The sequence below is a fragment of the Zunongwangia sp. HRR-M8 genome (assembly GCF_027594405.1).
In the GTDB taxonomy this organism is placed as follows: domain Bacteria; phylum Bacteroidota; class Bacteroidia; order Flavobacteriales; family Flavobacteriaceae; genus Zunongwangia.
This window is the reverse complement of record NZ_CP115161.1, coordinates 879,140-894,198: the sequence shown is the minus strand read 5'-3', so window position 1 is coordinate 894,198 and position 15,059 is coordinate 879,140. Positions and strand designations below refer to the sequence as shown.

The window sequence follows — 15,059 nt, the reverse complement described above, 5'->3', positions numbered from 1 at the left end:
TATTTCGTCTCTCATGCCAGACACCTTACGGGATCTCACTTAATTAATATTGTTATTTCTACTTGCCATGCATAATATGTCTTTTAGCAAGGCAGGTTAGAAATTACAGTAAAATAAGACTAAAAAGACCAAAAGAATTGGTAAAAATAACTCCTTTTAAAGCAGTACGACCTCAACGCGCTAAGGCGGGTCTGGTAGCTTCGCGCCCTTACGGTGAATATAATGAGGCCGAAATGCGTGCTAGATTAGATTACAATCCATATTCTTTTCTTCACATTCTTAATCCTGGCTATAAATTTCAGCACACCATTAGCGGTACGCAGAAATTTCAGCTGATTAAAAATAGGTACCTTGAATTTAAAGAAGAAGACACCTTTATTCAGGATGAAAATCCTTGTTTTTATGTTTATAAAATGGAATCTCGTGATCTTTCCTGCTGCGGAATAATCGCTGCTGCAAGTGCCGAAGATTACAAAAATGGTATTATTAAAAAACATGAAGATACTATCGCCAGTCGCGAGATTTTATTTAAAGATTATGTAAAAACGGTAGGATTTAATACCGAGCCGGTATTACTAACGTATAAGGACCAACCTGAAATTCAGGCATTTCTTGCTAAAATTATGCAACAAAATCCTGAATATGAATTTGCGACGCGACAACGAGAAATGCATTATCTGTGGAAAATTGACAATAAGGCTGAAATTGAGCAAATTCAGCAGTTCTTTTCGAATATGGATAGTATCTATATTGCCGATGGTCACCATCGTTGCGCCTCTTCTTTTTTATTATCGCAGGAATCTGCTAAAAATAACGAAAATCATACAGGTAAGGAATCTTACAATCATTTTCTAAGCTATTTTATTCCTGAAAATGATTTAAAAATATATCAATTCCGACGTCTAATTACCGATTTAAATGGCTATTCTAAGGAAGATTTTCTAATTAAACTTGATGAGCATTTTAGAATTGAAAATAGAAAGCTAGATGCATATCAACCAGAAAAAAAACATCATTTTAAAATGTATCTTGATGGCGAATTTTATTCGTTATACCTGCGTAAAACAAGCATGAATTTCACCGATACGCTTAGCCAATTAGATAGCCAAATTCTTTACGATCTTGTGCTAAAACCAATTTTAGGAATCAACGATCTACGTAAAGATAAACGTATCAATTACATTCCGGGAAAAAGAGATATTCTGGAAATGAAGAAATTAATCGATAGTGGCGAATTTTCGGTTGGTTTTGGTATGCTACCGGTTTCTATTTCAGAAATTAAAAAAATTGCAGATGAAGGCCTCACCATGCCTCCAAAAAGCACCTATATCGAACCAAAATTAAGAAGCGGACTTACCATTTACGAGTTTTAAGAAGTAAAACTTTATTTGATTCTATTAATTATTATCTTGCAGTAGTTAAAGAAGTACCTAACTAACCGAAGAAATAACGCAGAATGAGTGTTGCTGAAAATATCAAAAAATATACTGAAGAACTTCCTGATACCGTAGATCTTGTGGCGATAAGTAAAACTAAGCCCAATGAAGATATCATGGAAGCCTATGAAGTGGGACAACGCATTTTCGGAGAAAATAAAATTCAGGAAATGACGGATAAGTGGGAAGCTTTACCCAAGGATATCGAATGGCATATGGTTGGCCACGTACAAAGAAATAAGGTAAAATATATGGCGCCTTATGTTGGCCTGATTCATGCGGTTGATAGCCTTAAACTTTTAAAAGAAGTAAATAAACAAGCTAAAAAACATGATCGGGTGATTAGATGTTTGCTTCAGATAAAAATTGCTGAAGAAGATTCTAAATTTGGGATCACGGCTGGTGAAGCTGAAGAAATTTTACAGTCTGCTGAATATAAAGCCTTCGAAAATGTAGCGGTTGTAGGTTTAATGGGAATGGCAACAAACACTGAAAATGATGATAAAGTTGCTGAAGAATTTGATTATCTGCATTCAGTTTTTAAAGATTTCAGAGTAAAATACCCGGCAATTAAAGAGCTTTCTATGGGTATGAGTGGCGATTATAAAGTGGCTTTAAAGCACGGAACCACTATGATAAGAATTGGAAGTTCTATATTTGGAGCTCGCAATTACAACTAAAAAAGAGGGATAATTTTTTGTACGCAATTTTAGACATAGAGACGACTGGCGGTAAGTATAATGAAGAAGGCATAACCGAAATTGCTATTTATAAATTTGATGGAGAAAAAGTGATTGATCAGTTTATAAGCCTGATTAATCCAGAACGGCCTATACAACCATTTGTAGTTGGTCTTACCGGAATCAATAACGAGATGCTTCGTAATGCGCCTAAGTTTTACGAAGTGGCCAAACGAATAATAGAAATCACAGAAGATTGCATTATTGTAGCTCACAATGCAAAATTTGATTACCGAATTCTAAGAACAGAGTATAAACGTTTAGGATTCGAATTTCAACGAAAGTCTTTATGTACCGTAGAACTTTCTAAAAAATTAATCCCAGATATGCCTTCTTACAGTTTAGGAAAACTGGTAAGAGCATTAGGAATTCCGCTTAGCGATAGACATCGTGCAAATGGTGATGCTCAGGCTACCGTTAAATTATTTAAGATGCTTTTGGCTAAAGATACCCAAAAAGACATTTTAAAAGATAACGTTAGGCAAGAGCCCAAACGGCAATTAGATAGTAAATTAGTGTATATCCTGGATGATCTACCAACCATTACCGGGATTTATTATCTACATGACGAAGACGGCGAGATTATTTATATAGGTAAAAGCAAAAATATTAAAAAACGGATTAATCAGCATTTTACTAACGACCATGCTAAGGCTCGCGAAATGCAAAAAGAAGTAGCATCGGTTTCTTACGAATCTACCGGAAATGAACTTATAGCGCTACTTCGCGAAAATCAAGAAATAAAAAATAATAAGCCTAAGTATAACAGAGCTCTAAAGAAGAATATATTTACTCATGGCCTTTATCATTATACCGATAAAGATGGCTATATCAATTTAAAAATAAGCAAAGCAAGATCGGCTAAAAATTGTATCACTACTTTTAGCAGTTTAAGATCTGCTAGAAATACGCTTGCCAATTGGATCGAAACCTATGAGCTTTGCGCAAGACTTTCTGGTGAACATCCCGGTTCGGGCAGCTGTTTTAATTATACTATTAAAACCTGTCATGGCGCTTGTGTAGGCGAAGAAAGTCCTGAAGATTATAACGAAAGAGTGCTACAACTTATTGAGAAATATTCTTATATCGATCAAAATATGCTGGTTATTGATCGCGGGCGGGAAATCGACGAAAAAAGTGCACTGTTAATTGAAGATGGTCAATTTAAAGGAGTCGGTTATTATAATTTGAATCATCAAATTAATAATTTAGAAATTATCAAATCTATCATCACCCCTATGATTAATGATAGAGATGCCCAACACATCATCCAAAGCTACTTAAGAAGAAATAAAAAACTTAAAATCATCAATTTTCAGTAAAATGAATAAAATAATACTTGCGCTTTTGCTAATTTTTAGCATTAGCCTTTTCGCTCAAGAAGCAGATTCTCTTTTCAACAAACAAAACTTCAATGTAGATAACATAAGAGTTACCAAAGAAGATCTAGCTGCAAAAACTTATTTGCCAGACACTACTGCAAATGCTTTTTACATTTTTGAAAATGGTTTTAGCAAAATTGAAGATGGTGACGATTATCATTTATTTATCAATTACGAAGCAAAAATTAAAATTTTAAATAAAGAAGGCTATGATGAAGCCAGTATTGTTATACCTCTTTATAAAGGAAGTAGCAAATCTGAAAAAATTCATGATTTAAAAGCTTCTACATATTATCTGGACGGCTCAAAGATTAAAAGCACCACGTTATCCCAAAATAAAATTTTTACTGAAGAGGATGAAAAATATGATTACATAAAATTCACCTTTCCAGACATTCAACCTGGCGCTGTATTGGTTTATTCTTACACGAAGGAAACTCCGTATAAATTCAATTTTAATACCTGGTGGTTTCAAAAGGAAATTCCAAAAGCCTACAGCCGATATAAAACTGAAATTCCGGCAAATTACGAATACGGCATCGTAAAAATGGGAGAATTGCAATTAGACCAAAATGATGCTGAAATAAAGAAAAATTGTTTTTATGCAGGCCAATCTCAAAATGCTGGAGATTGCGTTGTGACCACTTATGCGATGAAAGAAATTCCGGCATTTATTGAAGAGGATTATCTTACATCTAAGTATAATTATATCTCGCGTATCGAATACGAGTTGAAGCAAATCACCATGTTAGATGGCTATGAACGCAAGTACACAAAAGAATGGAAAGACGTAGACAAAGAATTTAGAACAGATAAAAACATTGGTAGACAACTAAGAAAAAACAGACTGGTTAAAGAATTGCTCCCAGCCGAAATTGCATCTCAAGAAAATAATCTTGATAAAGCTAAAGCCATTTACAATTTTGTAAGAGAAAATTACAAATGGAATGAAGAATATGGGATTTTTGATAAAATGAATCTAAAAGATCTTTTGGAAGAGCACACAGGCAATGTTTCCTCATTAAACGTACTTCTACATAATTTTTACGACAATGAAGGCTTTAAAGTTTATCCTGTTATTAGTGCTACACGCAACAGAGGATTCCCTAAAAAAATAATCCCAGTACTATCCGATTTCAATTACCTATTTGTTCTATTAGATATTGATGGCAAAGAATATATGCTAGATGCCACAGACGAGTTTGTTGAATTTGGTCAACTCCCATTTAGGGCACTTAACCAATATGGCAGAAAACTAGATTTCGATAACGAAAGTAGCTGGATTGATATTAATCCTGAAGGCTATTCTCAAATCGCTTACCGCGATAGTTTAATTGTGCATGATGATGGAAGTTCCACTACTAAATCTATCCAAAATCTTGTAGGTTATCACGCCTCTACAGCACGAAAAAAAATTGAAAAAAATACCGAAAAAGAAAATCTTTTTAAAGCACTCAATGAGATTCGTGATTCCTATAACCTTATTGATTTAAGTTATAAAGGTGAAAAAGATACAGATGAAAATTTAATTATCAATTACGAAGTTAAAAACCCTTCACAAAAACTCAACAATAAAATTTACCTTAATCCATTTACTTTTCTATTTTGGAAAGAAAACCCTTTTAAATTAGAAAGTAGAAAATATCCAATAGATTTTGGTTATAAAGATGTTTATTCCAGCAGTATATTAATTAGCATACCGGCTAATTATGATATCGAAGAAATACCTTCGCAAGAAGTTGTGGCAGTCCCTAACAGTGCTGCCAAAATTCAATTTACGGCACAAAAATTAGATGCTAATAATATATTTGTAAATTTAAGAGTAGTATTTTCACAAACCATGTATGCTTCAGAATATTATCCTTATCTTAAAGAGTTTATGGACAAATTGGTCACTATTCAAACCCAATCTATCATTGTGTTGCAAGAAAAGAATATTTAAATTCGCTAAAACTAATTGCGCTTGAAGACCAAAGACAATAGACCTGAGTGGAAAAAAAGGCTTTACGAAATCATCTACGAAGCCGATACTCCCATGGGAAAAATCTTTGATATTGTACTTTTAGTGCTTATCGTTTTTAGTGTCGCCCTAGTCATGTTAGAGAGCATAACTCAACTACATGTAAAATATTATTGGGAGTTTTTTATTGCCGAATGGATTATCACAATTTTCTTTACTATAGAATATATAGCCAGGATAGTGGTTATTAAACGACCTAAAAGTTACATCTTTAGTTTCTACGGAATTGTTGACCTGCTTTCTACTTTGCCAAGTTACCTCGGCTTTTTTATGGGCGGTAAAAATTTATTTTTTGCCATAAGAGCCTTAAGATTGTTACGCGTTTTTAGAGTACTAAAAATTACCCGTTATGTTGGCGAGTCTAATAAATTAATGATTGCACTTCAAAAAAGTAAAGCCAAGATTCTTGTTTTCTTATTTGCGGTTTTTATAATTTGTATTATCACCGGCACTTTAATGCATCTTATAGAAGGAAAAGCCGGCGGCTTTACAAACATCCCTATAAGCATTTACTGGTGTATTGTAACACTTACTACGGTAGGATTTGGGGATATCGCACCTATTACGCCTCTTGGGCGACTACTGGCTTCGCTATTGATGATTGTGGGCTATGGCATTATAGCAGTGCCTACTGGAATTGTTGGCGCTGAATATAGCAGAGCTACCGACGAAAGTATCGCCGATAATACTCAGGTTTGCCCTCATTGCAATGAAGAACAGCATTTAGCCGATGCCGAATTTTGCCATAACTGCGGAAATAAATTAAATGACTGATAAAATACTTATAAGTGTTGTTGGGCCAACTGCGATTGGAAAAACAGCACTGGGAATACAAATTGCTAATTATTTTGATACTGAAATTATTTCAGGCGATTCAAGACAATTTTTTAAGGAAATGAATATAGGTACCGCAGTGCCTGATCCTGAAGAATTATTAGCTGCAAAACATCATTTTATACAACACATATCGATAGAAGATCATTATTCGGTTGGGGATTTTGAAAAAGAGGCGATTTCTAAAATTTCTGAATTATTTTTAGATCACGATGTAGTAGTTCTAGTTGGCGGAAGTGGATTATATGTAAAAAGTATAATTGAGGGCTTAGATGATTTCCCAGATATCAATCCTGAAATTCGCAAAGAGCTCAATGAAATATTAAATAACGAAGGGCTAAAACCACTTCAGGAAAAACTGCAACATTTAGATCCTGAATACTTTGCAAATGCAGATATCGAAAATCCGCATCGTATAATACGAGCTCTTGAAATTTGTATGGGAACCGGCAAAAAGTTTTCTTCTTTCCGCAACCAGAAAAAAGCACAAAGAAATTTTAAAACTATAGAAATTGGTCTAAAAGCAGATCGACAAATAATCTACGATCGCATTAATAAACGAGTAGATTCGATGATGCAAAGCGGACTTTTTGAAGAGGCCAAGAACCTCTATCCCAAAAAACATCTAAACGCCTTAAATACTGTTGGCTACAAAGAACTCTTCAGTTATATAGATAACGAAATCGAACTGGATTTTGCCATTTCTGAAATTAAAAAAAATACGCGCCGTTTTGCCAAAAGACAACTTACCTGGTTTAGAAAAAACGACAGCATTTATTGGTTTGATTATCAAACCAAACCTGAAGATATTAATGCATTTATTTCCGAAGAAATAAAAAAACTACAATAACTTGATAATTTAGACAAAGCTAATTCAGTAAAGGTATCGGAATATTCTGCTTCCAATGAAACAGAATATTCCTTCCCTCGAAACTGAAAATTTTTATTTTATTAAAACTATGCTTTGCTTTCTTCTTCCTTGTTTTTTACAACAAGTCTAAATCCTTCACCGTGAATATTTAAAATTTCCACGTTTTCGTCTTTTTTAAGATACTTACGTAACTTTGCGATGTAGACATCCATACTTCTAGAAGTAAAGTAGTTATCATCTCTCCAGATCTTAGTTAAGGCTAATTCTCTTGGCATTAAGTCATTTTCATGCAAAGCTAAAAGACGAAGCAACTCGTTTTCTTTAGGAGAAAGTTTTTGTGCTTCTTCATCCTTATAAGTTAAAAATCTAAGTTTAGAATTTAGATGAAATCCTCCAATTTCAAACTCAAATTGCTTACTATCGGCCACGCTATCGGTAGCTTTGCGTTGCATGATAGCCTTAATCTTCATAAGCAATACTTCGCTATCAAAAGGCTTGTTTAGGTAATCATCTGCTCCTACTTTGTATCCTTTTAATACATCTTCTTTCATCGCCTTAGCAGTTAAGAAAATGATAGGAATTTCTTCATTCTTTTCTCGAATTTCTTTTGCCAAAGTAAATCCATCCTTATAAGGCATCATCACATCAAGAATACAAAGATCGAAATCGTCTTTTTTGAATTTTTCGAATCCTTCCATTCCGTTTTTTGCGTGAGTTACCTCGTAATCGTTCATTGCAAGGTAGTCTTTAAGAACAGTTCCGAAGTTTGGATCGTCTTCTACTAGTAAAATTTTCTTGTTTTCAGTTTCCATATATTATGATATTAGTGGTAATTTAATTATAAACGTACTTCCTTTTCCTTTTTCGCTATTAACGCTAATTTGACCGTGGTGATCATCTAAAATCTGTTTTACATAAGCCAGACCTAGACCATGTCCTTTCACATTGTGGATATCGCCAGTATGCTCTCTATAAAATTTCTCAAATATTTTTTTCTGAACGCCTCTTGTCATTCCAGCTCCCTGATCTCTTATTTTAACGATAATATAATTTTTTACATTCTCTGTATAAATATCGATTCTGGGGTTATCTTCACTGTATTTAATCGCGTTGTCAAGAATATTTACGATAACATTAGTAAAGTGATCCTCGTTGGCTAAGATTGATGATTTTAATGCTCCAAAATGAGTTTGAATATAACCACCGCGATCTTCTACGATAAGCTCTACATGTGTTATAGCATCTAAAATTATATCATGCAGTTGCAAACGTTCTTTTCTAAGATCAAGCTCATTTCGCTCTAATTTTGAAATACGCAACACATTTTCTACTTGCGCATGCATTCTTTTATTCTCATCTCTAATCATTTTTAGATATCGAAATACTTTAGTCTCATCTGCAATAATTTTAGGATTTTTTATTGCATCTAACGCAAGATTTATAGTGGCAATTGGCGTTTTAAATTCATGCGTCATGTTATTGATAAAATCGGTTTTTATCTGAGATATTTGACGCTGTCTTATTAATTGCGATAATGCACTGGAATATGCAATAACTATAATCAATGTAAATACAATAGATAAAACGGCCATTAATGTAACCGATGATAATACAACACCTTTTTTGCCTTTAAAATTTACAAGCAATTGATAACTACTATTCCCTGCTCTATCTAAAAATAAAGGAACACCGTAAGTAGCAGGATGAGCTACATCAAAACCATCTGAATGTACTCCTGTTTCTATTGAATTACTATATACAGCAAACTCAAATTTAGTATCAAGATCGCGGCTTGCTAATTCTCGTCTTAGCAAATTACGTATCGTTTTCTCTGAAACCCGTTTCCTTAACGGTTGTCTTCCAGCTGCTTCAGATATAACATCTCGCAAGATTTCTTTCTCATAATCCTCCAAACGCATTACACGCTCCATAATATCTGAAGGTGTTCTAGCAGCACCTGTATCCTTACCTACATCTTTTACAATTTTGGTAACTTTACGGTTTATAAGTTTCTTCATCTGAATGCTATCGTTCTTTTGTTCGGCACCCAGAAAATCAGAAGAAATTTTATAATCTGCTTCCTGTATACTACCAAAGTTAAAAACCTCTTCATTCTTCAGCTCGTCACGTGTAGCAATTAGATATTCGGTTAGTGTAACCTTATCTATCGTTTGTTCAGTATTTTTTAGCTGAGATTCGTATTCAAAAATATAGCGTTCAAACTCTTTGTTTTGAATTTGTTCTGAGACTTTAATTAAAACCTGTTTTGCGCTGTAAGAAAACTGTTCCTCTCTGTCTTCAACTGTACTCTTAATCCAGTAGCCCTGTACAAAAATGATACCTATAAGGGATAAACTCATTAAGACAACGAGTAGTACAAACAACTTCTTATTCATGTCCCAAAAGTAATATTTTAACATTTAGAGCATAACTGGTTTAACCAAATGTTAACAGAGAACTTAGGAAATTTTAGCCGACTTTAAGATTATATCGTTTAATTGTACAACTTGTTTCTTAGAATCTTCGATTTCTTCATTTATTATCTCGAAATCGGCTATTCTACGCTTGGTGGCATCATCCCATTGATTATCCATTCTGGATTCAATATCTTCTCTTTTTAGACTATCCTCTCGCTTAAGCAGCCTTTTAATTCTTATTTCTTTTGGCGCTGAAACCAAAACAGTATAATCGAAGTTCTTCTGACTACCCTTTTCGAATAAAATTGCAGCTTCGTATATGATATAGGGGTAAGTTTGTCGCTTAAGCCACTCTTTAAAATGCTGGGCTACAGCAGGATGAATTATAGCATTTAGTTTTTCTAAGAGCTCTTTGTCGTTAAAGACTTTGGAAGCAATAAAAGCTCGATTGGGCAAATCCTTGTTGTAAGATTCTTCACCCAATAAATCGATTATTTTCTTACGAATCTCGACAGATGTGTTCATCAGTTCTTTACCCGCATCATCAGCAATATAAACGGGAACTCCAAGTTCCTTAAACATTTTAGAAATTGTTGTTTTTCCACTGCCTATGCCTCCTGTTAGCCCTACTTTAATCATCTTTTAATGATAAATTGAATTTTCCGCTCGTTTAAACGTACATTATTTACAATTCTAGGTTTCTTACTTACTTTAGCCAACATATACCCAACACCTTCCTGAATTTCGGTAAAATCACATATTACTTTAAACTGTTCTCCCTTTACGTATTCGTAATTTTTAAGATTTACCTGATAGTATACCATTACTTTTTTGGGGAATATTGTAAGATTTGTACCTCTTGGAACATTAATTACCTCAACAGGAATTTCAACATTTCCTTCCGTAAATTTTTCGATTTTCTGGTTATAGTCTACTGTATTTCGGTAAAAATTAAGCATCCCAAGATTGCTGGTATCGATAGCCACCGTACCAGAAATGCTTTTATTCAAATTATCACCTTTAATGGACTTCGTAGTAATACTGGTTAAGGTATCTATAATATTTTTAGGGCCGCTAACTGTTACGCTATCGGGTTGAAGATGCACATTTTCTATAGCCGAGAATCCTACATCATAATTTAAATCGGTTTTCGGTAAAACCACGATGCGTTTTTCTTTTCTGGGCTGAAAATCGAAAACTAAAGAATCTTTAAGGAAATTAGCATTATCGAAATCTATATTTAATTGATTCTCTATAGTATTTCTATTATCCCGAATATTGTATACCAATTGCGAACCAACTTCTTTTGTATTACTTAGATCTATCGTTAATCCCGGTTTAAATAGCTGATATTTCCAAATCAATAAAAATCCTTTTGCTTCCAGATTAAATTTTAAACTTTTAGGAGAGTCTTGCAGGCTTTTATCAAGAGGCATATTTACATATGTAAGAGGAATTTCCACATTACGGTTATACTCTTTAGAGAGTTGAACTAAAACCCATAAAATTGCAGAAAAAATTAAAAAGAAACCAAACACCTGTACGTTGGCTTTTTTGATTTTTTTACCTCCTATGTTTCCGTAACTACGCATCTTTAAAAAATAATCCCGGATAAGCTTCCTCCGGATCTGTTTTACGAATTAACATGGTATATGAAGATTTTATGAATCCATAACCATATCCAAAAAACTGAATAATAGTTGCAATAACAGCTAAAAGGCCTATTCTAAGACTTTTGGTTTTTATGCTCGCTGCTAAAAACAATATCAGGAAATATAATACATATAATCCTAACATCCACCAAATATCTAAACGAGTAGCCATTGCAGATATTACAAAACCAGTTATAAATATGGACGGAAACCAGTAGGTGATTTTAGAGCTACCTTTATGCCAACGGTTTAATATTGGCCGCGTAAGTCCAAATTTATGAACCTGATTATAAAACTTTTCCCAATCTATTCTTCTTTTATGAAATACCACTGCCTTGGGGATAAGACAGGTTTTAAAACCAAGTTTTTCCAAACGTAGTGAAAGATCTGGATCTTCACCGGGATGAATACTACCAAAACCGCCGGTAACTTCAAAAGCTTCTTTAGAAAGCCCCATGTTAAAACTTCTTGGTTGAAATTTGTTAACAGCCTTTTTTCCTCCGCGAATTCCTCCGGTAGTAAGAAAAGAGGTCATGCTAAAATCTATCGCTTTTTGAATATTGCTAAAAGTTTTATGAGCTCCATCGGGACCACCAAAACAATCACAATAATTGTTTTCTAAGCCTTCATCAACTTGTGCTAAATAATCTTCAGGTAAAATAACATCGCTATCTAAAATAAGAAAGTAGTTTCCTTTAGCCCTTTGCATTCCATAGTTCCGTGATTTACCCGGGCCAGAATTATCTTTAAAATAATAGCTAATATGAAGTTTATCTTCAAACTCTTTAATAACCTCTTTTGAGGTATGGCTAGAACCATCTTCGATAATAACTACCTCAAAATTCCGATTAAAGTTTAGAGCCGTCATGCTTTGTAGCAATTCTGTAGTCTCTTGAGGACGGTTATAAACAGGAACGATAAAAGAATATTCTCTATTCATCTGATGAATAATAGCAAGATGATTTAATAAGTGAAGTTAAAAAAGAAAAACTGAATTTATCTCAAATTAAGCTAAGCTTAACGATATTGCCAAGCCATAACTTCAAGATAAATTCAGTTTTAAATTTCAGCAAAAATTACTTTTCGCCTTCTTTCTCTACAAAAGCTTCCATAACTTCCTGGCTTACTCCTACATTAGAGAAACCTCCGTCGTGATATAAATTCTGTAAAGTTACTTTTTTTGTAAGGTCAGAAAATAATGTAATTGTGTACTCTGCACACTCTTGTGCTGTTGCGTTACCTAGTGGAGACATTTTATCAGCGTATGCGATAAAACCATCAAAACCTTTTACACCCTGTCCTGCTGTAGTTGGTGTTGGTGATTGAGAAATAGTATTTACTCTTACTTTTTTGTCTTTCCCAAAGAAATAACCAAAACTACGAGCTATACTTTCTAAATATGCCTTATTATCAGCCATATCATTATAATCTGGAAATACACGCTGTGCTGCCATATAAGAAAGCGCTACGATACTCCCCCACTCGTTCATAACGTCTTTTTTATAAAGCGCCTGCATGGTTTTGTGAAAAGATACTGCAGAAACATCCCAACCTTTTGCTGTGAAATCATAATTTTGATTGGTGTAGTGATTACCCTTTCTTACGTTTACAGACATTCCGATAGAGTGAAGTACAAAGTCGATTTTTCCGCCAAGAATTTCTACCGCTTTATCTACTAGATTTTCAAGGTCTTCAACTTTTGTTGCATCTGCAGGAATAATTTCAGATCCGGTTTGCTCAGCTAATGTTTTGATGCTTCCCATTCTCATGGCAATTGGTGCGTTAGTAAGCACAAATTCTGCACCCTCTTCATGTGCTTTAACGGCTGTTTTCCATGCAATAGAATTCTCATCTAAAGCCCCGAAAATGATTCCTTTTTTTCCTTTTAAAAGGTTATATGACATGTCGAAATATGTTTTTAGATTCTTTCAGCCGGTAAATATAGTAAAATTCACTGCAGCCAAAGGTTTTTTAAAATCTATTAATTCTCAAGAAGCGATACCGCATGCGCCCGCGCAGATTCTCCTATGGATTTTCCACCAAGCATCATAGCCAGTTCGTCTATACGTTCCTCGCGCTCTAATTTGCGTATTTTGGTACTTGTAATTTCGCCGGTATCTTCTTTAAAGATTTTAAAATGAGCACTTCCTTTACCAGCAATTTGTGGCAAGTGAGTTATAGCAAGTACTTGCATACTCTGTCCCATTTTCTGTAAAATTTCTCCCATTTTTTGTGCAATATCTCCAGAAACACCGGTGTCAATTTCATCAAAAATAATAGTAGGCAAATTACTTTGGGCTGCTAAAATACTTTTAACAGCAAGCATTATTCTGGACAGCTCACCACCAGAAGCTGCCTTGCGTATTTCTTTAAAGCTGCCGCCCTTATTTGCGGCTAAATACCATCCTAAAGTATCATTTCCATTAGCAAAAAACTTTTCTCCTTGTTCTAAGCTAATTTTCAATCTGGCATTTGGCATGCCCAATCCGCTTAATATTTCTTCCGTTTCTTTCACGAAAGGGGTGATTATTTTCTGTCTGCGATCGTGAAGATTTTTAGCCAATTTTGATAATCGATCTTCTTGTTTTTTTATTGCTGAAGCAATTTCAGCTAAAGCTTCGTCTGCATTTTCACTTACCGCCACCTGCTTTCTAAGATCTTCTGCTATTTCCAGTAATTCTGAAATCTCTGAAACATTATGCTTTTTTTGAAGATTGTAAATTAGCTGAAGCTTATCGTTGGTTTTCTCTAATTCCTGAGGATCGGCTTCGGTATTTTCTAAAGCGGCTTCTAATTCTGCATTGATATCATCTAATTCGATGATAACACTTTGCACACGTTCGTGCATACTTTCATAATTCGCTGAAAATCTTGATATTTTAGCTAAATTATTTCGAACCTCTTTAAGCGTGCTTAAACTTCCTATCTCCTCTTGAGTGATAAAGTTGATCGCTGCATTTAATTGCTCTGTTAATTCTTCAACGTTATTCAGCTCTTCATATCGCGTCTCTAGCTCTTCCAGCATTCCAGATTCTAATTTTGCTTCATCTATTTCATTCAGCAAAAACACATTATAATCGTATTCTTTAGTTGCCTGCGCCTGCTCTTCTTTTAAAACGTCCTGACGCTTTTGTAAAGCCCGAAGTTCTTTTAAAGCTTCCCGATAGTCTAAATTTAAAGCTTCATTGTTGGCAATAGTATCGATCACCTGAAACTGATAATCAGTATTTCCTAAACTTAAAGTTTCGTGCTGACTATGGATGTCTATTAAATAATTCCCTAAACTATTAAGACTTGCCAAGGTTACCGGCGTATCATTTACGAAAGCACGCGATTTGCCTGAAGCTAGAATCTCTCTTCTAATTATCGTTTTAGGTTCGTAATCTAAGTCGGCTTTTTCAAAAAAGTTTGTTAGACCATAATTAGAAACATCAAAAACTCCTTCTATCACACATTTTTTATCGGGATTTTTAATCGAACTATAATCTGCTCGATTTCCCAAAAGCAAACCTAATGCACCTAGCATAATAGATTTTCCTGCGCCGGTTTCTCCAGTAATAATGGTAAAACCGGGTTGCAAATTCATGTTGATATCTTCGATCAACGCGTAATTTTTAATAGATAAAGATGTAAGCAATTTTCTTAGAATTTGAGTCTAAATATAAGGGAGATATTGGCAGTAATCAACCGCCAGCTAAATAAATATT

At 34.2% G+C, this 15,059-nt stretch carries 13 protein-coding genes; 6 read left to right on the top strand and 7 right to left on the bottom strand.

The window, feature by feature from the left end; translation table 11 throughout:
- Positions 1–137: 137 nt before the first annotated feature.
- The 6 genes from PBT89_RS03875 to miaA all read left to right on the top strand — a co-directional run bounded on the left by PBT89_RS03875 (position 138) and on the right by miaA (position 7,262).
- Positions 138–1,373 (top strand): DUF1015 domain-containing protein, encoded by a 1,236-nt coding sequence (locus PBT89_RS03875; RefSeq protein WP_270063477.1) that lies wholly within the window; start codon positions 138–140, stop codon positions 1,371–1,373.
- An 83-nt stretch (positions 1,374–1,456) separates the two neighbouring features.
- A complete protein-coding gene (locus PBT89_RS03870; RefSeq protein ID WP_270063476.1) occupies positions 1,457–2,116 on the top strand; it encodes a YggS family pyridoxal phosphate-dependent enzyme in 660 nt (219 codons plus the stop codon).
- Between the two features lie 17 nt (positions 2,117–2,133).
- Positions 2,134–3,498, top strand: coding sequence for an exonuclease domain-containing protein (locus tag PBT89_RS03865; RefSeq protein WP_270063475.1), 1,365 nt, complete (start codon positions 2,134–2,136; stop codon positions 3,496–3,498).
- A gap of 1 nt (position 3,499) precedes the next feature.
- Entirely contained in the window at positions 3,500–5,500 is a 2,001-nt protein-coding gene (locus tag PBT89_RS03860; protein WP_270063474.1) for a DUF3857 domain-containing protein, read from the top strand.
- Between the two features lie 21 nt (positions 5,501–5,521).
- Positions 5,522–6,352, top strand: a complete 831-nt coding sequence (locus PBT89_RS03855) for an ion transporter (protein WP_270063473.1) — start codon at positions 5,522–5,524, stop codon at positions 6,350–6,352.
- Complete coding sequence (miaA, locus tag PBT89_RS03850; protein WP_270063472.1) at positions 6,345–7,262, top strand: tRNA (adenosine(37)-N6)-dimethylallyltransferase MiaA; 918 nt, start codon at positions 6,345–6,347, stop codon at positions 7,260–7,262. Before PBT89_RS03855 ends, miaA begins: the two co-directional genes overlap by 8 nt.
- A gap of 107 nt (positions 7,263–7,369) precedes the next feature.
- Here the strand turns inward: miaA and PBT89_RS03845 are convergent, their stop codons facing one another.
- The 7 genes from PBT89_RS03845 to recN form a co-directional block, all read right to left on the bottom strand.
- Positions 7,370–8,095: a response regulator transcription factor gene (locus PBT89_RS03845; RefSeq protein ID WP_270059027.1), complete on the bottom strand. Its 726-nt coding sequence runs from the start codon at positions 8,093–8,095 to the stop codon at positions 7,370–7,372.
- 3 nt (positions 8,096–8,098) lie between these two features.
- Positions 8,099–9,679, bottom strand: a complete 1,581-nt coding sequence (locus tag PBT89_RS03840; protein WP_270063471.1) for a sensor histidine kinase — start codon at positions 9,677–9,679, stop codon at positions 8,099–8,101.
- Between the two features lie 63 nt (positions 9,680–9,742).
- A complete protein-coding gene (gene coaE / locus PBT89_RS03835; RefSeq protein WP_270063470.1) occupies positions 9,743–10,339 on the bottom strand; it encodes a dephospho-CoA kinase in 597 nt (198 codons plus the stop codon).
- On the bottom strand, positions 10,336–11,292 hold the full coding sequence (locus PBT89_RS03830) for a YbbR-like domain-containing protein (protein WP_270063469.1): 957 nt from the start codon (positions 11,290–11,292) through the stop codon (positions 10,336–10,338). Before PBT89_RS03830 ends, coaE begins: the two co-directional genes overlap by 4 nt.
- A complete protein-coding gene (locus PBT89_RS03825; protein WP_270063468.1) occupies positions 11,285–12,292 on the bottom strand; it encodes a glycosyltransferase in 1,008 nt (335 codons plus the stop codon). The genes PBT89_RS03830 and PBT89_RS03825 overlap by 8 nt, the downstream gene beginning before the upstream one ends.
- A gap of 136 nt (positions 12,293–12,428) precedes the next feature.
- Positions 12,429–13,256, bottom strand: a complete 828-nt coding sequence (locus PBT89_RS03820) for an enoyl-ACP reductase FabI (protein ID WP_270063467.1) — start codon at positions 13,254–13,256, stop codon at positions 12,429–12,431.
- 77 nt (positions 13,257–13,333) lie between these two features.
- Positions 13,334–14,989 (bottom strand): DNA repair protein RecN, encoded by a 1,656-nt coding sequence (gene recN / locus PBT89_RS03815; protein WP_270063466.1) that lies wholly within the window; start codon positions 14,987–14,989, stop codon positions 13,334–13,336.
- Positions 14,990–15,059: the final 70 nt, after the last annotated feature.

Excerpts from the sequence above, each read along its gene's own strand:
- PBT89_RS03860 (WP_270063474.1), top strand. The coding sequence starts at position 3,500 with ATGAATAAAATAATACTTGCGCTTTTGCTAATTTTTAGCATTAGCCTT.
- PBT89_RS03840 (WP_270063471.1), bottom strand. The coding sequence starts at position 9,679 with ATGAATAAGAAGTTGTTTGTACTACTCGTTGTCTTAATGAGTTTATCC.
- PBT89_RS03870 (WP_270063476.1), top strand. The coding sequence starts at position 1,457 with ATGAGTGTTGCTGAAAATATCAAAAAATATACTGAAGAACTTCCTGAT.
- miaA (WP_270063472.1), top strand. The coding sequence starts at position 6,345 with ATGACTGATAAAATACTTATAAGTGTTGTTGGGCCAACTGCGATTGGA.
- coaE (WP_270063470.1), bottom strand. The coding sequence starts at position 10,339 with ATGATTAAAGTAGGGCTAACAGGAGGCATAGGCAGTGGAAAAACAACA.
- PBT89_RS03845 (WP_270059027.1), bottom strand. The coding sequence starts at position 8,095 with ATGGAAACTGAAAACAAGAAAATTTTACTAGTAGAAGACGATCCAAAC.
- PBT89_RS03820 (WP_270063467.1), bottom strand. The coding sequence starts at position 13,256 with ATGTCATATAACCTTTTAAAAGGAAAAAAAGGAATCATTTTCGGGGCT.
- PBT89_RS03830 (WP_270063469.1), bottom strand. The coding sequence starts at position 11,292 with ATGCGTAGTTACGGAAACATAGGAGGTAAAAAAATCAAAAAAGCCAAC.
- PBT89_RS03825 (WP_270063468.1), bottom strand. The coding sequence starts at position 12,292 with ATGAATAGAGAATATTCTTTTATCGTTCCTGTTTATAACCGTCCTCAA.